Below are 24,025 nucleotides of genomic sequence, written 5' to 3' on the forward strand. Positions count from 1 at the left end.
GGGGAGGGCTGTATCCCGCGCGCGGATGCCAGCATGGCTGTCACACCCGGCCACGTCTGCGCCATCATGACCGCGGATTGCCTGCCCGTATTGTTGTGCGATGCGGCAGGCACCGTTGTGGGTGCCGCGCATGCCGGCTGGCGTGGGCTTTGCGATGGCGTGATCGAGGCCACGCTCGGCCGCATGGCCGCTCGTGCGGGCGCGCAGGCGCAATGGCTGGCCTGGTTGGGGCCGGCGATCGGTCCCACTGCATTCGAAGTCGGGGCGGAGGTCCGCGACGCGTTCCTGCAGGCAGCACGCGCAGACGAACGCGCGCAGGTGGACGCTGCCTTCGTCGCGGGTACCCCGGGCAAATACCTGGCCGATCTTTACGCGCTGGCGCGCATCCGCCTGGCGCGAGCCGGCTGCACCGACGTCTTTGGTGGCAACGCCTGCACGGTAAGCGATGCGGAGCGCTTCTACTCGTATCGCCGCGACCGTACCACGGGCCGCATGGCCACTCTGGTCTGGCTGGCTGACTAGGCGCCGAGGTCGCCATCGCCGCGGGGCGGTGGCGCCTTTATCGCCGCCGCTTGCCGGGCTTCCTGCGCTTCCAGGGCCTTGCGCCGCCGGCGTCGGCCCGGCGTTCCCATGATGTAGACGACGATGGATACCGGCGCCAGGCCATAGAACAGGAATGTGGCCACGCCCGCGACGACATTGGTCTCGGTGATGGCCATCATCAGGGCGACGTAGAGCCAGCCAATAGCCACGATGTACATCAGGTTTTCATCTCTCTCTGGTATGCGTTGTCGAGGGCCGCTATCCCGCACGGGGATTACCGTCCGGTAGGTCGGGCTTCACTTGCCTGGCGGACGAATGTGAATGCGGATTTCCGCATTGACAGTCTCCACATTGCAAGGCAACAATGCCTTCAAATGTATCGGAACCGAGGAAGTTCTCCAGGGTTTCGCCGGCAAGCATAGCGTAAGAGGCAAGTCGCCCCAGGGTGGCCTGCGAACGCAACCCGGAATCGGGGCGGGTCGGGAGACAGTTACCCCGAGCCCGTCATCCATCAAGACTGGCAGAGAGACGATTACATCATGGCGACCGGCAAAGGTGCGGCAGCTTCCGGCAAGGAAGGCAAGTCCCAACCGTTTCAGTTTGCACCGGGGCCATTTGACCCAGCCACCTGGCTGGAGTGGTCCCGTCAATGGACACCTGAGGCCAACGGCGAAATGCCGTCAGGCTTTCCGGCAGGGTTGGCCGGCGCGTTTCCGGGTGGCTTTCCGGGCGGCGAAGCCTTTACCAAGGCATTCCAGAATGCGTTCCAGGGCAGCGGCGTAAACGGTGCCCCATTGAAGATTGCGCCGGACCATGTGGCGCGCATCCAGGAACGATATTTCAAGGATTTTGCCGAGCTCTGGCGCGAGATGGGCGGCGGTGCGGTAATGGCCAATGGCTCACCGGCCGACGATGGCGCCGCGGAACCTGCCAGCCACCGTCTTTCGGATCGCCGTTTCGCCAGTCCGGCGTGGCGCAACAATGCGCCATACCGCTATACCGCCGCGTTCTACCTGCTGACCGCACGGGCCATGATCGAATTGGCCGATGCCGTGGAAGCGGACCCCAAGATGCGCCAGCGCATCCGCTTTGCCGTGTCGCAATGGGTGGACGCGATGTCGCCAGCCAACTTCCTGGCCACGAACCCCGATGCCCAGCAACGCCTGATCGAGTCGGGCGGTGAATCGCTGCGCAATGGCGTGCGTAACATGCTGGAAGACCTGGGCCGCGGCAAGATCTCGCAGACTGACGAAACCGCATTCGAAGTCGGCCGTAACGTGGCCGTGACCGAGGGCGCGGTGGTCTATGAGAACGAGTACTTCCAGTTGCTGCAGTTCAAGCCGCTGACCGACAAGGTCTACGCGCGCCCGCTGCTGCTGGTGCCGCCGTGCATCAACAAGTACTACATCCTCGACCTGCAGCCGCAAAGCTCGCTGGTGCGCCATGCGGTGGAGCAGGGCCATACCGTGTTCCTGGTCTCGTGGCGCAATCCCGATGCCACGATGGCCGAGCGTACCTGGGATGACTACATCGAACACGCGGCGATTCGCGCCATCGAGGTGGCCCACGATATCAGCGGCGAGGACAAGATCAACGTGCTGGGCTTCTGTGTCGGTGGCACGATCATTTCCACCGCGCTGGCAGTCCTGGCCGCGCGCGGCAAGCACCCGGCCGCCAGCCTGACGCTGCTGACCACACTGCTCGATTTTGCCGACACGGGCATCCTCGACGTCTTTGTCGACGAAGCCCATGTGCAGTTGCGCGAGGCCACGCTGGGCGGTGCGGCAGGCGCTCCATGCACGCTGCTGCGCGGTGTGGAACTGGCCAACACCTTCTCGTTCCTGCGCCCGAACGACCTGGTCTGGAACTACGTGGTCGACAATTACCTGAAGGGCAATACACCGGTGCCGTTCGACCTGCTGTTCTGGAATGGTGATGCCACCAACCTGCCAGGCCCCTGGTATTGCTGGTACCTGCGCCACACCTACCTGCAGGATGAACTGAAGGTGCCAGGCAAGCTGACCGTGTGCAATGCGCCGGTCGACCTGGGCGCGATCGATGTGCCGACCTACATCTACGGTTCGCGTGAAGACCATATCGTGCCGTGGACGGCCGCCTATGCGTCTACCGCGCTACTGAAGAACAAGCTGCGCTTCGTGCTGGGGGCGTCTGGCCATATCGCCGGCGTGATCAACCCGCCGGCCAAGAAGAAACGCAGCCACTGGACCAATGATGCGCTGCCCGAGTCTGCCCACGAATGGCTGGCCGGTGCGCAGGAGCATCCCGGCAGCTGGTGGTCTGACTGGATGGACTGGCTTGGCAAGCATGCAGGCCAGAAGCGCGCGGCGCCCGGTACATTCGGCAATGCCCACTACCAGGCCATCGAACCCGCACCGGGCCGCTACGTCAAACAGCGCGCCTGATCCGCACGAGGGCCGGTTGCCACGGCGACGGCCCCTGTTTTGAACCGATTCTCGATTCGCTTTCTTGAAAGGACCTCAAATGACCGACATCGTCATTGTTTCCGCAGCCCGTACAGCAGTAGGCAAGTTTGGCGGTTCCCTGGCCAAGATTCCGGCCCCGGAACTGGGTGCCATCGTGATCAAGGCCGCGCTAGAGCGTGCCGGCGTCAAGCCTGAGCAGGTAAGCGAAGTGATCATGGGCCAGGTGCTGACGGCCGGCTCGGGCCAGAACCCGGCCCGCCAGGCCTCTCGCAAGGCCGGCTTGCCCGACATGGTTCCGGCCATGACCATCAACAAGGTATGCGGCTCGGGCCTGAAGGCCGTGATGCTGGCGGCAAACGCCATCATTGCTGGCGAGGCTGAAATCGTGGTGGCCGGCGGCATGGAGAACATGAGCGCCGCGCCGCACGTACTGCCGGGCTCGCGCGACGGCTTCCGCATGGGCGATGCCAAGCTGGTCGACACGATGATCGTCGACGGCCTGTGGGACGTCTATAACAAGTACCACATGGGTATCACGGCGGAAAACGTGGCCAAGGAATACGGCATCACGCGCGAGGCCCAGGACGAATTCGCGGTCGGTTCGCAGAACAAGGCCGAGGCCGCCCAGAAGGCTGGCAAGTTCGACGAGGAAATCGTCCCGGTGATGATTCCGCAGCGCAAGGGCGATCCGGTTGCATTCAAGACCGACGAGTTCGTGCGCCATGGCGCCACGCTGGATAGCCTGGCCGGCCTGAAGCCCGCGTTCGACAAGGCTGGCACGGTCACCGCCGCCAATGCGTCGGGCCTGAATGATGGCGCCGCGGCCGTGGTGGTGATGTCGGCCGCCAAGGCCAAGGAACTCGGCCTGACCCCGCTGGCCACGATCAAGGCGTACTCCAACGCCGGCGTGGATCCGGCAGTGATGGGCATGGGCCCGGTGCCGGCCAGCAAGCGCTGCCTGTCGCGCGCCGGCTGGGAGGTCAAGGACCTGGACCTGATGGAGATCAACGAGGCGTTTGCCGCCCAGGCCCTGGCCGTGCATCAACAGATGGGCTGGGACCAGTCGAAGATCAACGTGAACGGCGGTGCCATCGCGATTGGCCACCCGATCGGCGCATCGGGCTGCCGCATCCTGGTCACGCTGCTCCACGAAATGAAGCGCCGCGACGCGAAGAAGGGCCTGGCCTCGCTGTGTATCGGCGGTGGCATGGGCGTGGCGCTGGCCGTCGAGCGCTGAAATACACGCCCTTGGGGCGTTGCATGACTGTAGTGAGGGGTGAACCGGCGGCGCGTACCGAGGAAGCCAGCCGCCGGTGTCGACAACAAAGACCGAAGTATCGATAACAACGATCGAGCGAGCCAACTAGGAGTGGATATGACTCAGCGCATTGCATATGTGACCGGCGGCATGGGCGGCATCGGAACCGCGATTTGCCAGCGCCTGGCCAAGGACGGCTTCAAGGTCGTCGCGGGCTGTGGCCCGAACTCGCCGCGACGTGAGAAGTGGCTCGAACAGCAACGCGCACTCGGCTTCGAGTTCGTGGGCTCCGAAGGCAACGTGGCCGACTGGGATTCGACCAAGGCCGCGTTTGACAAGGTCAAGGCCGAAGTGGGCGAAATCGACGTGCTGATCAACAACGCGGGTATCACCCGCGATGTGGTGTTCCGCAAGATGACGCGCGCCGACTGGGATGCCGTGATCGATACCAACCTGACGTCGCTGTTCAACGTGACCAAGCAGGTTATCGATGGCATGGTGGACCGCGGCTTTGGCCGCATCGTCAACATTTCGTCGGTGAACGGCCAGAAGGGGCAATTCGGTCAGACCAACTATTCGACGGCCAAGGCCGGCCTGCATGGTTTCACCATGGCGCTGGCCCAGGAAGTGGCCACCAAGGGTGTGACCGTGAACACCGTGTCGCCGGGCTATATCGCCACTGACATGGTCAAGTCGATTCGCCAGGATGTGCTGGACAAGATCGTTGGCACGATTCCCGTCAAGCGCCTGGGCGAGCCGGCCGAAATTGCCTCGATCTGCTCCTGGCTGTCGTCGGACGAGTCGGGCTTCTCGACCGGTGCCGACTTCTCGCTGAACGGCGGTCTGCACATGGGCTGACGGCACGCTGCACCGCCCGATGCGCCATTGATGCGGCGCATCGAGCGCGGTGCACAAGTGCAGGCGACTCGACCGCCAATAGCATGGCCAAGCGGGCCACCCGCGCGCCTCCGGGCTCGCGTGTGGCCCGTCTTTTCGTATGGCTGACGGGTTTGCTGCGGGTTTTCCTTAAACCCCGCTGACTTTCCATAGTGCTTTCTTGAGCATAGAATCAGGGCAATGGCGCAACCGGCACCAAAGTAGCGCGCTCCGCAGGGTCTGGTCCGGTTGTATCTTGCGCGCCGGTAGCGCGTTTGCCCGACGGGTGCCGCAGTCATTGCGCACTGCACCGCATGCGGTGCAGCAGCGGCAGCGATGGCGCGCAGCAGCGGATGCCAACCACCGGCATCAGCGACGACAAAAGGATAGAGCACCGATGGCCACGACCAAGAAAGGCGCAGAGCGACTGATCAAGAAGTATCCCAATCGCCGGCTCTACGATACGCAGACCAGCACCTATATCACGCTCGCGGACGTCAAGCAGCTGGTCATGGATACCGAGGACTTCAAGGTCGTCGATGCCAAGTCTGGCGAGGAACTTACGCGCAGCATCCTGCTGCAGATCATTCTGGAAGAAGAAACCGGCGGTGTGCCGATGTTCTCGAGCGCCATGCTCTCGCAGATCATCCGTTTCTACGGACATGCCATGCAAGGCATGATGGGTACTTACCTGGAAAAGAACATCCAGGCCTTTATCGATATCCAGAGCAAGCTGGCCGAGAACTCCAAGGGCCTGTATTCAGGCGAGGCGTTCAGCCCGGACATGTGGTCGCAGTTCATGAACCTGCAGGGGCCGATGATGCAGGGCATGATGAGCAACTACATCGAACAGAGCAAGAACCTGTTCGTGCAGATGCAGGAGCAGATGCAGAACCAGGCCAAGAGCATGTTCGGTACGTTCCCGTTCAACCAGCAGGAAAAGAAGTAGGCGGGAATACCTTCCGTGTGGCAGCGCGCCCTGTGCAACGCAGGGCTGCGCAAGTTGCGAAGCTGCCACGGAATGTTGTGGATCTGTGGAGAATTGCCAGATTCCGGTAACGGCGGATGCATGGCAAAGACATCAGCGCGCCTTGTGTGATGCAATCGGTCGTGCCCTGAACATGGGGCGCTCCGAAAAGCAGCATTCCTTTCATCGCGCGATGGTCGATGGTGATTCGTTGGCAGAGACTGCCCAGTTTGCCATCCCGCCTGATCCCGGAGGTCTTCAATGTCCAGTCATGCCCATGCATGGCGCCTTTCGCCAGACAACAGCGACGCATCCACTTTCCCAAGGTTCGCGGAGTTCGCGCTTGCCGTCTATGCCCAGTTGACGCAGATCCAGCGTGATGTCGGCGCACTGAACGCGTCGCATCAGGCGCTAGCGGCGCGCATGGATGCCGGCGAGGTACGTAGCACAGAGCAGATGCGTGAGTCGGAGGCGCGCTTCCGTGAGCAGGCGCAACAGTCCGAGAAACGCTTCCGTGAACAGGCGCAGCAATCCGAAGCACGCTTTAACGAGCAACTGCAGGAAACCGATCGGCGCTTCAGCCATCAGTTGGAGGCAACGGAAGGGCGTCTTGGCGAGAAGATCCGGGAAGCAGAGGCACACAGCATCGTCCGGACCGAGGAATCCGAATCGCGAGTCATCCAGGCGCTGAACCAGTTCGAAGCACGTTTCACCGCCAGGATGGACGGCATGGATGCCAGGTTTGACAGACTCGATGCCAGGGTCGACCGGTTTGAAGCCAGGGTCGACAAGATGGAGGTCAATCTGAGCTCGCGCATCCAAGCCGTAGACGACAGTCTGAGCTCGCGCATCCAAGCCGTAGACGACAGTCTGAGCTCGCGCATCCAAGCCGTAGACGACAGTCTGAGCACGCGCATCCAAACCGTGGACGACAATCTGAGCTCGCGCATCCAAACCGTAGACGACAATCTGAGTTCGCGCATCCAAACCGTAGACGATAAGACTTCCGCGTTGAAGGACAAGGTCAACAAGGTTTTCTGGGTGGCGACGGGTGGAGGTCTCGTCCTGGGCCTTGTGTTTGGCTGGAAGCCCATCATCGAGCGGTTGAGTGTGCTGCTTGGCACCTGAAGGGGGCGGTAGTTCGCGCGCCGGCATGTTGGCTGCGCGAAGAGTGCCCGCTCGGGGTAAAATCACGGCCTTTCATGGTAACAACGGCGCCCGGCAGGCTCGCCGGTTGCCGTTAGTCCAGCGCGGCGCGCCACCGGGGACGGTAGGACGCGCCCATACCCCCACATTCGCGGTGCCCCATGTCTGAGAACAATCTGTCCACTCCCGCGCCGAAAGTCGGCTTTGTGTCACTTGGCTGCCCCAAGGCCCTGGTCGATTCCGAGCAGATCATCACCCAACTGCGCGCCGAGGGCTATGCCATCAGTGGCACCTACGACGGCGCCGATCTCGTGGTGGTCAATACCTGCGGGTTCATTGACGAGGCGGTGCAGGAAAGCCTGGACGCGATCGGCGAGGCGCTGACCGAGAATGGCAAGGTCATCGTTACCGGCTGCCTGGGCGCCAAGAAGGACGCCGCGGGGCACGATGTGGTGACCTCGGTGCATCCGAAGGTGCTCGCCGTGACGGGGCCCCATGCACTGGGCGAAGTCATGCAGGCCGTGCACACCCATCTGCCCAAGCCGCATGACCCGTTTACCGACCTGGTGCCGGCCGCTGGCATCAAGCTCACGCCCAAGCACTACGCCTACCTGAAGATATCGGAGGGCTGCAACCACCGTTGCTCGTTCTGCATCATTCCGTCGATGCGTGGCGACCTGGTGTCGCGCCCGGTTGCCGAGGTCATGCTCGAAGCCGAGAACCTGTTCAAGGCTGGCGTCAAGGAATTGCTCGTGATCTCGCAGGACACCAGCGCGTATGGCGTCGATGTGAAGTACCGCACGGGATTCTGGGCCGGCCGGCCCCTGAAGACGCGCATGACGGAACTGGTGGCCGCGCTCGGCGAGTTGGCCAGCCAGTACGGCGCATGGGTGCGCCTGCACTACGTGTATCCGTACCCCCATGTCGACGAGATCATTCCGTTGATGAACCAGGGCAATGTGCTGCCGTATCTCGACGTACCGCTCCAGCACGCTCACCCGGACGTACTCAAGCGCATGAAGCGACCGGCAAATGCGGAGAAGACGCTCGATCGCATTCGCGCGTGGCGGGCTATCTGCCCCGAACTGACCATCCGCAGTACATTCATTGCCGGCTTCCCCGGTGAAACCGAAGAAGAATTCCAGACCTTGCTCGACTTCATTGCGGAGGCCGAGCTCGATCGCGTGGGCTGTTTTGCATATTCGCCGGTAGAGGGCGCTACTGCCAATGACCTGCCCGGCGCGCTGCCCGACGAAGTGCGTGAGGAGCGCCGCGCGCGCTTCATGGAAGTGGCCGAGGAAGTGTCCGCACGCCGGTTGCAGCGCAAGGTTGGCCAGACGCTTCGTGTACTGGTGGACGAAGTCAACCAGGATGGCGGTATCGGACGATCGTCCGCGGACGCGCCCGAGATCGACGGCCTGGTCTACATCGACCCCGCCGCCAAGCCGTCGCAACGCTACAAGACCGGCGACTTTGTCAATGTGAAGATCACTGGCGCCGACGGGCACGACCTGTGGGGCGAGATCGCCTGACACCCCCGATTGTGCGGTCCGGCATACCTGTCCGCACAATTAGGTAAAAGTACGATCGTTCGTTTATCACGGGACGGGTCTATACTGTGCGGCGCAACATAAACGCATGGAGACAAGACATGACGCGTGAAGTGGTGGTTGTCAGCGGTGTGCGCACCGCTATTGGTACCTTTGGTGGCAGCCTGAAGGACCTGGCGCCAACGGAACTGGGCGCGCTGGTTGTGCGCGAAGCACTGGCACGGGCCAGCGTCTCGGGCGACGACGTGGGCCACGTGGTGTTCGGCAACGTCATCCAGACCGAGCCGAAGGACATGTACCTGGGCCGTGTAGCGGCGGTGAATGGCGGCGTTTCGATCAACGCCCCCGCACTGACGGTCAACCGGCTGTGCGGTTCGGGCCTGCAGGCCATCGTCAGTGCCGCGCAGACCATCCTGCTTGGCGACGCCAGTATCGCGATTGGCGGCGGTGCCGAAAGCATGAGCCGCGCGCCTTATCTGGCGCCGATGGCCCGCTGGGGTTCGCGCATGGGCGATGCCAAGCTGATCGACATGATGCTTGGCGCGCTGCATGACCCGTTCCATGGGATTCACATGGGTGTGACCGCCGAGAACGTCGCCAAGGAATACGACATCTCGCGCCAGCAGCAGGACGAGGCCGCGCTGGAATCGCATCGCCGTGCGTCGGCCGCCATCAAGGCTGGCTACTTCAAGGATCAGATCGTTCCCGTTACGCTGAAGAGCCGCAAGGGCGACGTTGTGTTCGATACCGACGAGCACGTGCGCCATGACGCGACGATCGACGACATGACCAAGCTGAAGCCCGTATTCGTCAAGGAAAACGGTACCGTGACGGCCGGCAACGCATCGGGGCTCAACGATGCGGCTGCGGCCGTGGTGCTGATGGAGCGCGCCGAAGCCGAGCGCCGCGGCCTGAAGCCGCTGGCTCGTCTGGTCTCCTATGGCCATGCCGGCGTGGATCCGAAGACGATGGGTATCGGCCCGGTTCCGGCCACGAAAATCGCGCTGGAACGTGCTGGCCTGTCGGTCAAGGATCTTGATGTGATCGAGGCCAACGAGGCATTTGCCGCGCAAGCCTGTGCGGTAAGCAAGGCGCTGGGACTGGATCCGGCCAAGGTCAACCCGAACGGTTCCGGCATCTCGCTCGGCCATCCGATCGGCGCGACGGGTGCCCTGATTACGGTGAAGGCCCTCCATGAGTTGCAGCGTGTGCAAGGCCGCCATGCATTGGTGACGATGTGCATCGGCGGTGGCCAGGGGATTGCCGCAATCTTCGAGCGCGTTTAAAGTCGCACCACGCGAAATTGCCGAGGAAGCCCGTCTTGTCCCGTCTTGCCCCGTCTCACAAGCTGCATCGTTGGTTGATTGTCGCCGCAACCCTGGCGCTGCCGGTTGTGGCTTCGGCGGCAGGCGATGCCTTGTCGACGGGAGACGGGCAGGGCGCCACTTTCGGCATCAATGACGCGATCCGCGCAGGGGAGGCTCGGCGCGGAACATCTCTTTCGACCGGGCCGGCGCGCGCCTTGTCGCCGCGTCCCGAGTATGCGCAGTATCCGGTTTATGTCGGGACGGTCGGTGACAAGCCCGTGCGCATGCGCGTGGCGCCGAAGACCGACACGCGCGACAGCCTGCAAGGCGAGTACTCGATTGGCGATGGCAAAGGCGTACGGCTGTTGTCGGGCGAATGGGACAACGGCAGCTTCCTGATGGAAGAGTCCGATGATGGCACGCGTGTTTCGGGTAACTGGGAAGGTCAGATCGACCAGCACGGAGCGGTGCGCGGAACCTGGACCGACGCCTACAATCCGGCCATCGTCTTGCCGTTCCTGATTCGCCCGTTTGGCGGTTATCTCGTCATCCCGCCGTTCGACATGCGGCCCAGCAGCGGGGTGACTTACGCGCCGCCACCACCCAAGTCGTCGATCTCGACTGGCAAGACCCCCGCGCGATAGTACGGTGGCAACGGGGTTGTGCCCAGGATTGGGGCGATCCCGGCATTTACTGGTAAGCTCGTTCGCCTGATCCGACTTTCCAGGGAATTTGCCGTGTCTGCATCCGACTCGTCCCGCAACTCCTCTCGCCATATCCAGACCGACGCGGTCCAGCCCGAACTCGATATCGCGCCGGGCTTCGAATCGTTCTCTACGCCAACCTACCGCGGCTCTACCATCGTCTTCCGCAATCTGGCCGAACTGCGCGCGTATGGTGATCGCAGCAAGACGTATTGGCGCTACGGGCTGCACGCCACGCCTACCAGCGAAGCGTTGTGCCAGCAGTTGGCGCAGATCGAGGGTGGGCGCCATACATTGCTGCTGCCGTCCGGCATGGGGGCCATCTCGCTCGTGTATTTCGCGTTGCTGCGTACCGGCGACGACGTGCTGGTGCCCGATAACGTCTACGGACCGAACCGCGACCACGGCGAGTGGCTAGCGCGCGAGTATGGCGTGACGGTGCGCTATTACCATCCATCGATCGGGGCCGGGATTGCGGCGCTGATCCAGCCCAATACACGGCTGATCTGGATGGAAGCACCTGGCTCGGTGACCATGGAAGTGCCTGATTCCGACGCCATCGTGGCCGCTGCGCGGGCGCGCGGCGTGCTGACCGCGATCGACAACACGTGGTCGGCCGGTGTCTATTTCAAGCCGTTCGAGAAGGGCATCGATATCTCGGTCCAGGCCTTGACCAAGTATCAGTCGGGCGGCAGCGATGTGCTCATGGGGGCAGTCATTACGCATGACGACAAGATCCATGATCGCCTCAAGCGCACCCGCATGATCATGGGTTGGGGTGTTTCGGCGGACGACTGCTTCCTGGTGCTGCGCGGCTTGTCCAGCATGCCTGTGCGGCTGGCCGCGCACGATCGTGCCGCCCGTGAGATTGCCGAGTGGCTCAGGCAGCGTCCCGAGGTATCGCGCATCCTGCATCCCGCATTGCCCGATTGTCCTGGCCATGCCGAGTGGACACGCGATTTCTCCGGAGCCAGCGGACTGTTTTCGATCATCCTGCGTAGCCGCTACACGCGCGAACAGGTCGACGCGTTCGTCGAGGCCCTGAAGCTGTTTGCAATTGGCTGGTCTTGGGGCGGCGCGCATAGCCTGGCCGTGCCGTATCACGTTGAGACGATGCGTCCGGCAGGCAGCTGGCCGCCCGCCGACTGGGAGGATGCCGGAGAACTGGTGCGCTTGTATATCGGCCTTGAAGATACGCGCGACCTGATCGGCGACCTGAAGCAGGCCATGGAGTCGCACCTGCGTTGAGTCTCGTCTGCGCGTTCAGCACCAGAAAAAACCCCGCCAGGCTGGCGGGGTTTTTTCTTGCCTGGACCGAGGCTAGCCCCGGACTGTTCAGGATGCGTCGGCCTTGCGCATGGTCGCTTGAGGAGCCGCTTGCGCATTACTGCTGCGCAGCGCCCATACGGACTCCGCCGGGCCGTTCTGTGCGCGGCGCTGCGTGGCGCGGGCCAATGCCACATAGCCAACCGCCATGGCGATGGCACCCATATCGAAGCTCGCGATAACCCAACGGCCATTGAGCGCGGCGGCAAGCAGATGATCGCCCGTCAGCAACGCATTCGATAGCGGCACCGTCAGCGTTGCCAATGCGGCCACGTAAAGCAGCTCGACCGCGGCGCGGATCGGTGGTCGCGCCAGCGCCCACGCCGCGGCCACCGCCAGCGCCGGCCAGAATACGTAGCTTACGGCGCGCTCGGGCCAGAGCAGGGCGGCCGGGAAACACAATGCAACGCCAATACAGGTACCAATGCAGATGCCGACCGTGGCTTGTGCCAGCAGCTTGTGCACACGTGGCTGCTCGGCCTGGCGCGCCTTGCGCCGGGTCTCGATCCACAGCAGATTGCCCGAATAGAACAGGAAAGCGCCGGCCAGGCCCGCCAGCAGGTACACCAGGCGTACCGCCAGATCGCCATACGTGCCGAAGTGCAGCGCATACATGGCGCTGTACACCATGTGGTTGGTGTCGCGCGCGCCAGCGGTCTGGTTGGCGATCAACTGGCCTGCATTGGCTTCGTTGGCGGCGGCGTGGATACCGACGCCACCGCCGTTGCCCAGTGCGCGGCTGCTGTCGCCACGCACCTCGGCCACGGCATTTGCGTCGCCGTAGCGCTGGAAGCGGATGGCATTCGGCGTAAAGCGTTCCCCGCCATGTTCGCGCGCAATGGCCAGCAGTTGGGCGGCGGGCATCGTTGGCGATGCGCGGCCGGCGGCCGTGACCTCGGGCGTGGCGCCCGTGACACGCGGCACAACCTCGAACAGCTTGCCGTCGAATGTCAGCACATTGAATACCATCACCATGATCAGCGACAGGCAGAACAGGGCCCCGGTGATCGCAAAGATCAGATGGAACGGCAGGCTGAACAGGCCAATCACATTGTGCGTATCCATCCAGAACCGCTTGAGGTTCCGGCCCGGTCGCACCGCGAACAGGTCCTTCTTCAGGCGCGGCAGATGGAGGATCACGCCCGAGACCAGTGCCAGGCCATACAACACGGAGATGATCCCCATGAAGTACATGCCGTTCAGGCCCAGGCCCAGCGAGTAGTGCAGCGAATTCAGGAAGGCCGACAGTTCACCGGAGACATGATCGAGCGAGGTATTGTTCTGCGCGGCCTTGTCGCCGTTCAGGCGCTCGCCGTTCATGGTATGCCATTCGCCAGCCTTGTCCTGCCAGTAGGCGTTGAAGTCCGGCTCCTCCTTGCTCGGCAGGCCAACGTAGACGCTATTGGCCGCATCGGGATGCACGGCAATCAGCTTCTGCACGAAGGCGTCGACGGCGGGGCCCTCCACCTGGACTTCAGCAGAGTGCTGGCCGGTCAGCCGGGCCGGATTCTGCCAGACGTGCAGTTCATGGTGGAATACGGTGATCGCGCCGGCGAAAAACGCGATAAACAAGGCCCAGCCGGCCATCAGGCCGACCCAGGTATGAAGCGTGTTGAATACGCGCAGGGTATTGGGTTTCATGCGAGGCGCCTCAGGAGTCAGGAGCCCGACACGGCGGACAGTGTCGACGCCGGGGGCATGGCATGCATCAGGCGGATCGCCCACAGGATGCCGTAGCAGATCAGGTTGCCGCCAATCAGCCAGAGCCACGCGGCACGGCTGGTATTGAACAGCAGGCTCAGGCTGATGATGGTGACCCAGAGTACGAAGCTCAGTGTGATGGCAATGATCACGCCACCTTCCCAGCCACCAGGCAACCAGAAAATGCCGAGCGTGCACAGTGCGATTGCCAGCGGCAGGCCCAGCAGGGTACCGGCCAGCCATTTGGTGCCGATCATGATGCGCTCCCTTCGCCCGGTACGTCGTCGTAGCGTTTGTGGTGGATCCAGGTGCCGATGAACGGCCAGGCCGACAGGCAGCAGGCCAGCGTGACCAGCGTGGCGGCAATGGCAACCGGCCAGCCTTCGGGCACGCTCATGACCCACATACCCGCTGCTGCGAACATGACCCCGAGCCAGAACAGAAGCCGGGGTGGCATGGGCGCCCGGCCGTTATTGTCGGCGTCCACCCACAGCACCTGGTTGGGCGCGGCGAGATACAGGCACGCGGCTGCGGCCAGGGAAAACAGTATGGCTAACGCTTGCATGTCGCGTTGAATCGCGTGAGCAAATCAGAAGTGTCGGAAAGTTGGAATAATAATGATTCGCATTAGATTTCACAAGGAAATCAAGGTCTTATGACGTAATTCGGGACAAAGGCGACCGAATTGTGGATGACGGGAATGTAACGTGACGGGCGCAAGAAAGTGTGCGCCGGAGGTGGCGCCCGGCGTGAGGCCGGGCGCGGCGGGGCGGGATTAGCGCGAGATCAGTGCGGGAACAGGTTCAGCAAGCCGTCCAGCCCGACATGGTTGAAGGCGACGCTGGCTTGCGCGCGGACCACGGGCTTGGCGCGGAATGCCACCGACAGGCCTGCCACGGCCATCATCTTGAGGTCGTTGGAGCCATCGCCCATGACAATCGCCTGCGACGGATCCGCGCCGATCTGCTCGCAGACCTCGCGCACGGTGCGCGCTTTCACGTCGGCATTGACGATTTCGCCCACCACATTGCCGGTGAGCTTGCCGTCGACGATTTCCAGGGTATTGGCGCGCGTGAAGTCCAGTTTCAGGCGCGGCTTGAGCTGATCCGTGAAGTGCACGAAACCGCCCGACACCAGCAGCGTGCGCAGGCCGAGAGCCTGGATCGTCTGCAGCATGCGCTCCGCGCCCGGAGACAGGCGCAGGCGTTCTTCGTAGACGCGGTCGAGCACGCTGGCATCCAGGCCCTTCAGCAACGCCACGCGGCGGCGCAGGCTTTCGTTGAAATCGGTGATTTCGCCGCGCATGGCGGCTTCCGTAATGGCGGAGACCTCGGCCTTGAGTCCGCAGAAATCGGCAATCTCGTCGATGCACTCGATCGTGATCAGCGTCGAGTCCATGTCCATGGCCACCAGCCTGAAATCCGACAGCTTCTTGCCTGCCGGCAGCACGGCCCAGTCGATGCCACGCGGACCGCACGCGGCATCGAGCGCGTCGCGCAGTGCCGGCGTCAGCGGACTGCAGTCATCGGCCGTGGCTACGCCTTCGCTGCGCAGCGAAAAAGCGGAAGCATTGGCCACCGTGCGAACGGCGTCGAGGTCGGCAGCGGACAGCGGGGACAGACTCTGGAGAATCAGGGGCATGACAGACGGAAATCGGAAAATCGGGCAGGCAGCATTGTACTGCTTGTGTTTTTGCTCCCCTCTCCCGCGTGCGGGAGAGGGGCTGGGGGAGAGGGCTGGCGGCTCAAGCCGAGACAGGTCGCAATTTGAATCTCATGCCCTCTCCCCCGACCCCTCTCCCATTGCATGGGCGAGGGGAGAACTACCTTAAGGCTGGTGGCCGGTCAGGCCACACGCAAACTATCCACCACCTTGTGCAGGAACGTCTCGCAGGCGGCAAGCTGCTCCAGCGTAACGAACTCATCGGGCTTGTGCGCTTGCTGGATATCGCCGGGGCCGCACACCACGGCCGGAATGCCGGCTCGCTGGAACAGGCCGGCTTCGGTGCCGTAGGCTACCTTGTTGATGTCCCGGTCGGCGGTCAGCGCCCGCACCAGTTGAGTGATGGCATCGGATTCCGCCGCATCGAGCGAAGGCGCCGCGGCAATCTTGCTGATGACCATGCCCGCATCCACGTGCTCGGCGTGCATCTTCGGCAGCAGTGTCTGGGTCACGTATTGCTGGATGCGCGCCAGGATCGCCTCGGGATCCACGCCCGGGAGATTACGGAACTCGAATACGAACTCGCACTCGGCCGGAATCGTGTTCAATGCGATACCGCCGTGGATGGTGCCGGTCGATGCGGTCGTGAATGGCACGTCGAACGCCTGGTCGTACGGGCCACTGGCCTTGAACTCGTCGGCGATATCGCGGATGTAGCAGATCAGGCGTGCCGCATACTCGATCGCGTTGACCCCCTTGGGCGTCAGAGACGAGTGTGCGGCCTGGCCTTTCACACAGCAACGATAGGCGTTGATGCCCTTGTGGGCCACGATCGCGCGCATGCTGGTGGGTTCGCCCACGATGCAGCCGGCCGGCTTCACACCGCGGTCGCGCAATTCCGCCAGCAGGTAGGGGGCGCCCATGCAGCCGATTTCCTCGTCGAACGACAGGGCGTAGTGCACCGGCTCTCGCAGCTTCGCTTCCAGGATGGTCGGCAGCAACGCCAGGCTGGTGCCGATGAAGCCTTTCATGTCGCATGTGCCACGGCCATAGAGCTTGCCGTCGCGCACCACCGGCTTGAACGGATCGGTGCTCCAGTTCTGGCCGTCCACGGGTACCACATCGGTATGGCCCGATAGCACGATGCCGCCATCGGTGGCGCCATTCGCGGCGGGCACGGTGACGAACAGGTTGGCCTTGTCGCCCTGCGGGTTGTAGCTCAGGTGAGGGCGCAGGCCCTTGGCCAGGAAATGGTCGCGCACCGATTCGATCAAGCCCAGGTTCGAATGGCGCGACGTGGTATCGAACGACACCAGGCGCTGGGTCCAGTCGAGCGCACTACCACGCCTGGGAGCTTCGGATGCGGCGGTGCGGGTATCGGTGGTGGCTTGCATGGGGTCGTTGAATCGGTTGATTTATCAAGGGGTTGATCGTACACGCGTCCGCTGGCTCAGGCCACTTCAGGCCAGTTGGCGCAACGTGTGCTTGATGGTCTGCGCACGTGCGGCGATGTCGGGCATCTTGGCCTCGATGCGTAGCTTGTCCTGTCCGGCCAGCTTGATGTGCTTGTTCTTCTGCACGAGATCGATGATGCGGATTGCATCGATCGGCGGGTTTGGCACGAACTGCATGCTGACCGTGCCTTCGCCCGCGTCGATCTTGCGCACACCCAGTGGCGCGGCAGTAATGCGCAAGCGGTGCGTTTCGATCAGTGCCTGCGCCTGCGCGGGTAAGCGGCCAAAGCGGTCGATCAGCTCTTCCTGGATATCGTCGACACGCTCGCCCGTCTCGCAGTTGGCCAGCCGCTTGTACAGCGACAGGCGTTCGTGCACATCGGCGCAGTAGTCGTGCGGCAGCAGCGCCGGCGTACCGAGGTTGATCTCGGTAGTGGCTGCCAGCGGCGCCATCAGGTCCGGCTCCTTGCCGGCCTTGAGCGACTTGACCGCGGCGTTGAGCATGTCCGTGTAGAGCTGGAAGCCGATCTCGTGGATTTCACCCGACTGCTTGTCGCCAAGCACTTCGCCTGCGCCCCGGATCTCCAGGTCGTGCATGGCCAGGTAGAAGCCGGCGCCCAGTTCCTCCATCTGCTGGATCGCTTCCAGCCGCCGCTGCGCCTGCCGGGTGAGTCCGTCGACGTCGTGCACCAGCAGGTACGCATAAGCCTGGTGATGGCTGCGTCCAACGCGGCCGCGCAACTGGTGCAGCTGCGCCAGGCCGAACTTGTCGGCGCGGTGAATCAGGATCGTGTTGGCCGTGGGCACGTCGATGCCGGTTTCGATGATCGTCGTGCACAGCAGGATATTGTCGCGTCGCGCCACGAAATCGCGCATCACGCGTTCCAGTTCGCGTTCGTGCATCTGGCCATGCGCTACCGCGATGCGCGCCTCGGGCACCAGCTCGGCCAGCCTGGCGCGCTTGTTCTCGATCGTTTCGACCTCGTTATGCAGGAAGTAGACCTGGCCGCCGCGCTTGAGCTCGCGCAGGATCGCTTCGCGGATCACGCCGTCTTCCTCGCGCCGTACGAAAGTCTTGATCGCCAGCCGCTTCTGCGGCGCCGTGGCGATCACCGAGAAATCGCGCAGGCCTTCGAGCGCCATGCCCAGCGTACGCGGGATGGGCGTGGCGGTCAGCGTCAGTACGTCCACCTCGGCGCGCAGCGTCTTCAGCGCCTCCTTCTGGCGCACGCCAAAGCGGTGTTCCTCGTCGATGATCACCAGGCCCAGGCGCTGGAACTTCACCTCGTCGGACAACAGCTTGTGCGTGCCGATCACGATGTCGACGGTGCCGTCATTGATCTGTTTGATCGCCGCGTCGATTTCCTTTTTGGTCTTGAAACGCGACAGCTCGACGATGCGCACCGGCCATTCGGCAAAGCGGTCGGACAGGGTCTGGAAATGCTGCTCGGCCAACAGCGTGGTTGGCGCAAGCATGGCCACCTGCTTACCCCCCAGCACGGCAACGAACGCAGCGCGCAGCGCCACCTCGGTCTTGCCGAAGCCCACATCGCCGCAGACCAGACGGTCCATCGGCTTGCCCGACGTCATGTCGGCGATGACCGCTGCAATCGCGGCCGCCTGGTCCGGGGTTTCCTCGAAGCCGAAGCTCTCGGCAAACGCTTCGTAGTCCTTGGGCTGCAACGGGAAGGCAAAACCTTCGCGCAACGCGCGGCGCGCGTAGAGGTTCAGCAGCTCGGCCGCGGTATCGCGGATCTGCTGCGCGGCGCGGCGCTTGGCCTTGTCCCACTGGCCGGTGCCCAGCGAGTGCAACGGTGCGGTCTCGGGGTCGGCGCCCGAGTAGCGCGAGATCACATGCAACTGGTGCACCGGCACATAGAGCTTGCTGCCCTTGTCATAGTCCAGGTGCAGGAACTCCTCGTCGCCCTGGCCCATATCGAGCGTGACCAGTCCCTGGTAGCGGCCGATGCCGTGTTCACTGTGCACCACGGGGTCCCCGAGCTTGAGCTCGGCAAGGTCGCGCACCATCGAATCGACGGTACTGGCCTGTTCCTGCTTGCGACGCCCCGCGCGGCGTGTGGTGCCCGCATAGAGTTCGTTTTCGGTGACGAATGCGAACTGCGCGGCGGGCAGTGCGAAGCCGCTTTGCAGCGGCGCCACCGCGATCGAGAAATGCGAGTCGCCGGCCAGGAACGCCTGGAAGTCCTCGACGACCATCGGGCGCAGGCCGCTTTCCGCAAACATCTGCATCAAGGTTTCGCGGCGGCCGGCCGAGTCGGCACACATCAGCACGCGCGTGGCCTTGTTCAGGAGCAACGACTCCAGATTGACGAGCGGATCCTCGGCGCGCCGATTGACCGAGACATCGGGCAGGTGTGCCGCGAACGATGGCCCATCGGCCGGCGCGGCGTCGCGTTGCAGCACCAGTCGCGCCAATGGCTTGGCACCGACAAAGAACTGTTCCTCGGACAGGAACAGGTCCGATGGCGGTAGCAGCGGCCGTTCCCGGTCGTGACGCATGAACGTGTAGCGCTGCGTCGTGTCGGCCCAGAATCGGCGGATCGCCTCGTCGATATTGCCGGCGAATGCGAGTTGCGTGCCATCGGGCAGGTAGTCGAACAGCGTTGCGCTTTGTTCGAAGAACAGCGGCAGGTAGTACTCGATGCCGGCCGACGGCACGCCGTTGCCAATGTCCTTGTAGATCGGCGACTTGGTCGGGTCGCCCTCGAACATTTCTCGCCAGCGGCCCCGGAACGCGGTGCGCGCGGCTTCGTCGAGCGGAAACTCGCGGCCCGGCAGCAGGCGCACTTCCTTCACCGGATACAGGCTGCGCTGCGTATCGGGGTCGAACGCGCGTATGGTCTCGATCTCGTCGCCGAACAGGTCGATCCGGTATGGCAGCGCCGAGCCCATCGGGAACAGGTCGATCAGTCCGCCGCGCACACTGTATTCGCCGGGGCGCATCACGGCACTGACATGCTCATAGCCGGCCAGCGTGAACTGGGCCTTGAGCGCGGCTTCGTCAAGCTTTTCGCCCTGCTTGAAGAAAAACGTATAGGCAGCCAGGAACGACGGCGGCGCCAGACGATAGAGCGCGGTCGACGCCGGCACCAGCATCACGTCGCATTGGCCGCCCTGGATGTCATGCAACGTGGCCAGCCGTTCCGATACCAGATCCTGGTGTGGCGAGAAGCTGTCGTACGGCAGCGTTTCCCAGTCGGGCAGCAGACGCACGCGCAGTTCGGGAGCAAACCAGGGAATTTCCTCGGCCAGCCGTTGCGCATCCATGGCGTTGGCACAAACCACGGCCACCATGGGCACGCTGGCCCGATGCTGGCGCGCGTACGCGGCCACCACCAGTGCATCGGCGGACCCGGTCAGGCCGGAAACGGCATGGCGCATGCCGGGTTTGACCAGGGGTAGTACGGCAAACGGAAAAGCGGATTGGGTGTCAGGCATTGGCAGCAAATGGCGCATCAATGACAACACCCCGCCGGCAACGTAGAACGGTGCGGGCAGGGATGCCGGTCATGCCTGCCTTTCCACATTGGATCATGGCGGCGGGCGAGGGCCGTATTATAGAATGCGTGCCGGCTCGCCTGCTGGCCCGCCTTTCGCTACTTCATTTCGCAAGCCTGTGTCCGATCGTCGATTCGCCCTGATTCCCTGTGCCGGTACCGGCAGCCGTGCCGGTGGCACCGTGCAGAAGCAATACCAGACCGTGGCTGGCCGGCCAATGCTCTGGCATGCACTGGCCGCATTCTCGGCATGCGAGGCCATCCATGCCACGGCAGTGGTGCTGGCCCCGGACGACATGCCGCTGGAGTCGCGCTTTGGCGCACAGGCGTTTGCGGGACTACGCTTCGATACCGCGTTCGTGGGCGGCGACTCGCGCCACGCTTCGGTGCTGGCTGGCCTGCATCATCTGGCCACGCTCGGGGCGGTGGATACGGACTGGGTGCTCGTGCACGATGCGGCGCGGCCCGGCCTGACGCCGGCCATGATCGATACGCTGGTGCGGGCCGTGGAATCGGACGATGCGGCCAGCGAGCCGATTGGCGGCATCCTGGCGGTTCCGGTGCCAGACACGCTCAAGCGGGCCGATGCCGGTGCCCGGATCGGTGCCACGGTGCCACGCGAGGGCCTGTGGCAGGCGCAGACGCCGCAGATGTTCCGCATCGGTGTATTGCGCCATGCGCTTGAAGACGCCATGGCGGCCGGTGCGGTGGTGACCGACGAGGCCAGCGCGATCGAGCGGCTGGGCCTGCATCCGCGGCTGGTCAACGGTTCGCTACGTAATTTCAAGGTGACGTACCCCGAGGACTTTGCCTTGGCCGATGTCCTGCTGCGCACCGGACCGACGCCATCGGCCTCGTGAACCATTTATCTCAAGGAGTCGTTTTGAATCCGTTCGATTTCCGCATAGGGCAGGGCTACGACGTGCATGCGCTCGTTCCCGGACGCAAGCTCATTCTTGGTGGCGTGGACATTCCACATGATCGCGGCCTGCTGGGCCATTCGGATGCCGATGCCCTGCTGCACGCGGTCACAGACGCGTTGTTCGGGGCCGCGGCGCTGGGCGATATCGGGCGTCATTTTCCCGATACCGATCCGAAGTTCTCGGGCGCGGACAGCCGTGTATTGCTGCGCGAGGCCGCACGTCGCGTGCGCGACGCAGGTTTCGAGATCGGCAACGTCGATGCAACCGTGATCGCGCAAAAGCCCAAGCTGGCGCCGCATATCGCCGGCATGGTGGCCAATCTGGCCGAAGACCTCGGGCTGCCTGTCACGCGTTGCAACGTGAAAGCCAAGACCAACGAGAAGCTCGGCTTCGAAGGCAAGGAAGAGGGCATCGTCGCGCAGGCGGCGGTACTGATCTACCGCCGTAGCGCCGACGTACAGGACTGAAGCTTCAGCCTGAACTCCAGCCCTGAATCATGCCGGTGGACGCGGCGATGCCAGCGCGTCTTCCGACGTGATGTTATAGACGTAGTCGGTCAGGCGTGCCATGGCGCCATGGCGCGAGCCGGCTTCGGTGCGCTTGTGAAAGCCCATCTGCTCGCAAAGCCTGACGGCGGAATCCATCTCTGGCATTGCGCGACAGACCAGCGCCGAAGACCCGATATCGCGTGCGCGCTGAATGCAGATCTGCATCAGGCGCTTGCCCAGGCCCAGTCCGCGTGCTTGCGGGCTGACCGATAGCAGTCGCGCTTCGGGTAGTGCCAGCGTGATGGTGCTGTCATCGAGTGCGGGCAACGTGGCGCCCGGATGGCAGAACAGTACGGCACCGCTGACGCCGTGGTCGGTTTCCGCGACCCACCATTCCATGTCGGGATTGTCCTTGGCGGCCAGCACGGACTGCATGCCGCGCTGGAACGATGCGCGGCAATCCTCCATGATCTCGAGCTCATATTGCCCGTAGGCCTGCTGCGTGACGGCGGCGATATCGCCCCAGTCGTGCACCGCGGCCAGCCGGAAGCGGAAGCGCGGCGAATTATGCGAAGGCAAGGTGCTCATGGCAACAGCTGAAATTCGTGACCTTGCGTCGATTGTAGGCCGTCCGATCCACAAATGCACCGGGTCATTTGGCTGTAACGGGTGTCGGACAATACCGATTGACTTACCCAGATAACGGACCCGTAAACGAAACGTCGGCAGTCACCTTGCAGTGTCTGCCGACGTAGCAGTACTAGCGATGCGCGCTTATTCGGCGGAGATCACGTTGGCAGCCGCGCCAATCACGGCTGCAATCCGGCCTACATCACGCAGTTGCTGGGCGCTCATGCCCTGTTCGTTCTTCAGCAAGTGGTAGTGCGACTTCACACAGAAGTGGCATTTGCCGATGATCGAGGCCGCCAGTGCGTACATCTCGAAGCGGCGCTTGTCCACACCACCATGGGTGGCGTAGGCGTTCATGCGCAGGCCGGCCGGCTGGCTGGCCAGATCGGGGTCCTCGGCCATCTCGACGTACGGATACCAGAGATTGTTCATGCCCATCAACGCCGCAGCAGTTTGCGCGGCATTGACTTCCTCTGGCGACAGCACGTTCGCATTGCGAATGACATCGACGATCACCTTGCTCTTGGCGGCGAATGCGGCAGCCAGTGCCACGCCAACCGCATCATTGCCTTCCAGCGACGAGCGGGCGATGGTGCCATCGACATTCAAACGGATGTCCTTGGCGTAGTCAGGGACCAAACTTTTAATCGTGCTGAGGAATTCCATTCATTTCTCCTATCGTCGAGGGCTCAAAAAACCCGCACGTAGCGGGTTTCGACATGAAAGGGCGCAGGGCCCTTCCATGTGAGGTACCGGGTCGCCCAAGGGGCGCCTGGCAGGCGGGGCCAATTACAGCGTGGCGCCACCAACCGCGCGATTGCACGGGCACAGTTCGTCCGTTTGCAGGCCGTCCAGGATACGCAGGACTTCATCCGGGTTACGGCCGACGTTCAGGTTGTTCACCGACACGTGCTGGATCACGTTGTCCGGATCCACGATGAACGTGGCGCGCAGGGCCACGCCTGCAGCCTGGTCACGCACGCCCAGCTGGTCCACCAGCGAGCCGGTCACGTCGGCGAATTGCCACTGGTTCAGCTTGTTCAGGTCCTTGTGTTCACGGCGCCATGCCAGCTTCACGAATTCGTTGTCGGTCGAGCCGCCCAGCACGATTGCATCGCGGTCGGCGAAGTCGTCGTTCAGCTTGGCGAATGCAACGATTTCGGTCGGGCACACGAACGTGAAGTCCTTCGGGTAGAAGTAGATGACCTTCCACTTGCCTTCGAACGACTTTTCGGTAATGTCTTCGAAAGCCGACTGGCCATTTTCTTCGTGGTTGTTGAAACCCGGCTTGACGCCAACAATTTGGAAGGCTTCCAGCTTTTGACCAACGGTCTTCATTGACTTCTCCTGATACGGTTGAACAGAGTAAGGCGCGCGAATTGCCAACCAGTTCCCGAGCACTACTCGGTACATGAAGGCAATCGCCACAAGCTCAAATTATGCGCCTGCAGACACTATCGGTGCCAATTGATAATCTCAAACGGCCCGATAGGCAATGCCCACTGGCGCAATGCAGCAAATGCGGTAG

The 24,025-nt window shown here is 63.1% G+C and carries 22 protein-coding genes; 12 read left to right on the plus strand and 10 right to left on the minus strand.

Features of this window, described 5'->3' with window-relative positions; all coding sequences use genetic code 11:
* Positions 1 to 522: peptidoglycan editing factor PgeF (gene pgeF / locus ACO550_RS34495; RefSeq protein ID WP_485995103.1), on the plus strand; the 522-nt coding region annotated here is incomplete at its 5' end.
* On the opposite strand, the gene ACO550_RS34500 is transcribed toward pgeF, so the two are convergent.
* Entirely contained in the window at positions 519 to 761 is a 243-nt protein-coding gene (locus ACO550_RS34500; RefSeq protein ID WP_315596658.1) for a hypothetical protein, read from the minus strand. The genes pgeF and ACO550_RS34500 overlap by 4 nt on opposite strands.
* Before the next feature lie 321 nt (positions 762 to 1,082).
* Between ACO550_RS34500 and phaC the strand changes: the two genes are divergently transcribed.
* The 9 genes from phaC to ACO550_RS34545 all read left to right on the plus strand — a co-directional run bounded on the left by phaC (position 1,083) and on the right by ACO550_RS34545 (position 12,043).
* Positions 1,083 to 2,966: a class I poly(R)-hydroxyalkanoic acid synthase gene (gene phaC, locus ACO550_RS34505; RefSeq protein WP_315596659.1), complete on the plus strand. Its 1,884-nt coding sequence runs from the start codon at positions 1,083 to 1,085 to the stop codon at positions 2,964 to 2,966.
* Between the two features lie 79 nt (positions 2,967 to 3,045).
* Positions 3,046 to 4,224: an acetyl-CoA C-acetyltransferase gene (locus ACO550_RS34510; protein ID WP_315596660.1), complete on the plus strand. Its 1,179-nt coding sequence runs from the start codon at positions 3,046 to 3,048 to the stop codon at positions 4,222 to 4,224.
* Between the two features lie 138 nt (positions 4,225 to 4,362).
* Entirely contained in the window at positions 4,363 to 5,103 is a 741-nt protein-coding gene (locus ACO550_RS34515) for a 3-ketoacyl-ACP reductase (protein ID WP_315596661.1), read from the plus strand.
* A 415-nt stretch (positions 5,104 to 5,518) separates the two neighbouring features.
* Complete coding sequence (gene phaR, locus ACO550_RS34520) at positions 5,519 to 6,070, plus strand: polyhydroxyalkanoate synthesis repressor PhaR (RefSeq protein ID WP_315596662.1); 552 nt, start codon at positions 5,519 to 5,521, stop codon at positions 6,068 to 6,070.
* Between the two features lie 279 nt (positions 6,071 to 6,349).
* Positions 6,350 to 7,216: a hypothetical protein gene (locus ACO550_RS34525; RefSeq protein ID WP_315596663.1), complete on the plus strand. Its 867-nt coding sequence runs from the start codon at positions 6,350 to 6,352 to the stop codon at positions 7,214 to 7,216.
* 179 nt (positions 7,217 to 7,395) lie between these two features.
* Positions 7,396 to 8,766: a 30S ribosomal protein S12 methylthiotransferase RimO gene (rimO, locus tag ACO550_RS34530; RefSeq protein ID WP_315596664.1), complete on the plus strand. Its 1,371-nt coding sequence runs from the start codon at positions 7,396 to 7,398 to the stop codon at positions 8,764 to 8,766.
* Positions 8,767 to 8,885: 119 nt separating this feature from the next.
* Positions 8,886 to 10,070: a beta-ketothiolase BktB gene (gene bktB, locus ACO550_RS34535; RefSeq protein WP_315596665.1), complete on the plus strand. Its 1,185-nt coding sequence runs from the start codon at positions 8,886 to 8,888 to the stop codon at positions 10,068 to 10,070.
* Between the two features lie 35 nt (positions 10,071 to 10,105).
* Positions 10,106 to 10,735, plus strand: a complete 630-nt coding sequence (locus ACO550_RS34540) for a hypothetical protein (protein ID WP_485995104.1) — start codon at positions 10,106 to 10,108, stop codon at positions 10,733 to 10,735.
* Between the two features lie 93 nt (positions 10,736 to 10,828).
* Positions 10,829 to 12,043: a cystathionine beta-lyase gene (locus ACO550_RS34545; protein ID WP_315596666.1), complete on the plus strand. Its 1,215-nt coding sequence runs from the start codon at positions 10,829 to 10,831 to the stop codon at positions 12,041 to 12,043.
* Positions 12,044 to 12,130: 87 nt separating this feature from the next.
* Here ACO550_RS34545 and ACO550_RS34550 read toward each other — a convergent pair whose 3' ends face one another.
* The 6 genes from ACO550_RS34550 to mfd form a co-directional block, all read right to left on the minus strand.
* Entirely contained in the window at positions 12,131 to 13,762 is a 1,632-nt protein-coding gene (locus tag ACO550_RS34550) for a PepSY-associated TM helix domain-containing protein (RefSeq protein WP_315596667.1), read from the minus strand.
* Between the two features lie 17 nt (positions 13,763 to 13,779).
* Positions 13,780 to 14,079, minus strand: coding sequence for a hypothetical protein (locus ACO550_RS34555; protein WP_315596668.1), 300 nt, complete (start codon positions 14,077 to 14,079; stop codon positions 13,780 to 13,782).
* Positions 14,076 to 14,387: a hypothetical protein gene (locus tag ACO550_RS34560; RefSeq protein WP_315596669.1), complete on the minus strand. Its 312-nt coding sequence runs from the start codon at positions 14,385 to 14,387 to the stop codon at positions 14,076 to 14,078. Before ACO550_RS34560 ends, ACO550_RS34555 begins: the two co-directional genes overlap by 4 nt.
* 221 nt (positions 14,388 to 14,608) lie before the next feature.
* Entirely contained in the window at positions 14,609 to 15,463 is an 855-nt protein-coding gene (serB, locus tag ACO550_RS34565; protein ID WP_315596670.1) for a phosphoserine phosphatase SerB, read from the minus strand.
* A gap of 203 nt (positions 15,464 to 15,666) precedes the next feature.
* Positions 15,667 to 16,878: an acetylornithine deacetylase gene (gene argE / locus ACO550_RS34570; protein WP_315596671.1), complete on the minus strand. Its 1,212-nt coding sequence runs from the start codon at positions 16,876 to 16,878 to the stop codon at positions 15,667 to 15,669.
* Between the two features lie 66 nt (positions 16,879 to 16,944).
* On the minus strand, positions 16,945 to 20,397 hold the full coding sequence (gene mfd, locus ACO550_RS34575) for a transcription-repair coupling factor (RefSeq protein WP_315596672.1): 3,453 nt from the start codon (positions 20,395 to 20,397) through the stop codon (positions 16,945 to 16,947).
* A 124-nt stretch (positions 20,398 to 20,521) separates the two neighbouring features.
* Here mfd and ispD point away from each other — a divergent pair, with 124 nt between their 5' ends.
* Positions 20,522 to 21,316 carry a 2-C-methyl-D-erythritol 4-phosphate cytidylyltransferase gene (gene ispD / locus ACO550_RS34580; RefSeq protein ID WP_485995105.1) on the plus strand — a complete coding sequence of 265 codons (795 nt, stop codon included), beginning with the start codon at positions 20,522 to 20,524 and terminating at the stop codon, positions 21,314 to 21,316.
* Positions 21,317 to 21,339: 23 nt separating this feature from the next.
* The gene (gene ispF / locus ACO550_RS34585; RefSeq protein WP_315596674.1) at positions 21,340 to 21,846 is read left to right on the plus strand and encodes a 2-C-methyl-D-erythritol 2,4-cyclodiphosphate synthase; all 507 of its coding nucleotides are present in this window, start codon (positions 21,340 to 21,342) and stop codon (positions 21,844 to 21,846) included.
* 27 nt (positions 21,847 to 21,873) lie between these two features.
* Here ispF and ACO550_RS34590 read toward each other — a convergent pair whose 3' ends face one another.
* From ACO550_RS34590 to ACO550_RS34600, 3 genes are all read right to left on the minus strand, one after another.
* Positions 21,874 to 22,455: a GNAT family N-acetyltransferase gene (locus ACO550_RS34590; RefSeq protein ID WP_315596675.1), complete on the minus strand. Its 582-nt coding sequence runs from the start codon at positions 22,453 to 22,455 to the stop codon at positions 21,874 to 21,876.
* 186 nt (positions 22,456 to 22,641) lie between these two features.
* Positions 22,642 to 23,163, minus strand: a complete 522-nt coding sequence (locus tag ACO550_RS34595; RefSeq protein ID WP_315596676.1) for a carboxymuconolactone decarboxylase family protein — start codon at positions 23,161 to 23,163, stop codon at positions 22,642 to 22,644.
* 123 nt (positions 23,164 to 23,286) lie between these two features.
* Entirely contained in the window at positions 23,287 to 23,835 is a 549-nt protein-coding gene (locus ACO550_RS34600; protein WP_315596677.1) for a redoxin domain-containing protein, read from the minus strand.
* Between the last annotated feature and the right edge of the window lie 190 nt (positions 23,836 to 24,025).

The sequence above is a fragment of the Cupriavidus sp. genome (genome assembly GCF_057315035.1).

Excerpts from the sequence above, each read along its gene's own strand:
- ACO550_RS34500 (WP_315596658.1), bottom strand. The coding sequence starts at position 761 with ATGTACATCGTGGCTATTGGCTGGCTCTACGTCGCCCTGATGATGGCC.
- phaC (WP_315596659.1), top strand. The coding sequence starts at position 1,083 with ATGGCGACCGGCAAAGGTGCGGCAGCTTCCGGCAAGGAAGGCAAGTCC.
- ACO550_RS34510 (WP_315596660.1), top strand. The coding sequence starts at position 3,046 with ATGACCGACATCGTCATTGTTTCCGCAGCCCGTACAGCAGTAGGCAAG.
- ACO550_RS34515 (WP_315596661.1), top strand. The coding sequence starts at position 4,363 with ATGACTCAGCGCATTGCATATGTGACCGGCGGCATGGGCGGCATCGGA.
- phaR (WP_315596662.1), top strand. The coding sequence starts at position 5,519 with ATGGCCACGACCAAGAAAGGCGCAGAGCGACTGATCAAGAAGTATCCC.
- ACO550_RS34525 (WP_315596663.1), top strand. The coding sequence starts at position 6,350 with ATGTCCAGTCATGCCCATGCATGGCGCCTTTCGCCAGACAACAGCGAC.
- rimO (WP_315596664.1), top strand. The coding sequence starts at position 7,396 with ATGTCTGAGAACAATCTGTCCACTCCCGCGCCGAAAGTCGGCTTTGTG.
- bktB (WP_315596665.1), top strand. The coding sequence starts at position 8,886 with ATGACGCGTGAAGTGGTGGTTGTCAGCGGTGTGCGCACCGCTATTGGT.
- ACO550_RS34550 (WP_315596667.1), bottom strand. The coding sequence starts at position 13,762 with ATGAAACCCAATACCCTGCGCGTATTCAACACGCTTCATACCTGGGTC.
- ACO550_RS34555 (WP_315596668.1), bottom strand. The coding sequence starts at position 14,079 with ATGATCGGCACCAAATGGCTGGCCGGTACCCTGCTGGGCCTGCCGCTG.
- ACO550_RS34560 (WP_315596669.1), bottom strand. The coding sequence starts at position 14,387 with ATGCAAGCGTTAGCCATACTGTTTTCCCTGGCCGCAGCCGCGTGCCTG.
- serB (WP_315596670.1), bottom strand. The coding sequence starts at position 15,463 with ATGCCCCTGATTCTCCAGAGTCTGTCCCCGCTGTCCGCTGCCGACCTC.
- argE (WP_315596671.1), bottom strand. The coding sequence starts at position 16,878 with ATGCAAGCCACCACCGATACCCGCACCGCCGCATCCGAAGCTCCCAGG.
- mfd (WP_315596672.1), bottom strand. The coding sequence starts at position 20,397 with ATGCCTGACACCCAATCCGCTTTTCCGTTTGCCGTACTACCCCTGGTC.
- ispD (WP_485995105.1), top strand. The coding sequence starts at position 20,522 with ATGCGTGCCGGCTCGCCTGCTGGCCCGCCTTTCGCTACTTCATTTCGC.
- ACO550_RS34590 (WP_315596675.1), bottom strand. The coding sequence starts at position 22,455 with ATGAGCACCTTGCCTTCGCATAATTCGCCGCGCTTCCGCTTCCGGCTG.
- ACO550_RS34595 (WP_315596676.1), bottom strand. The coding sequence starts at position 23,163 with ATGGAATTCCTCAGCACGATTAAAAGTTTGGTCCCTGACTACGCCAAG.
- ACO550_RS34600 (WP_315596677.1), bottom strand. The coding sequence starts at position 23,835 with ATGAAGACCGTTGGTCAAAAGCTGGAAGCCTTCCAAATTGTTGGCGTC.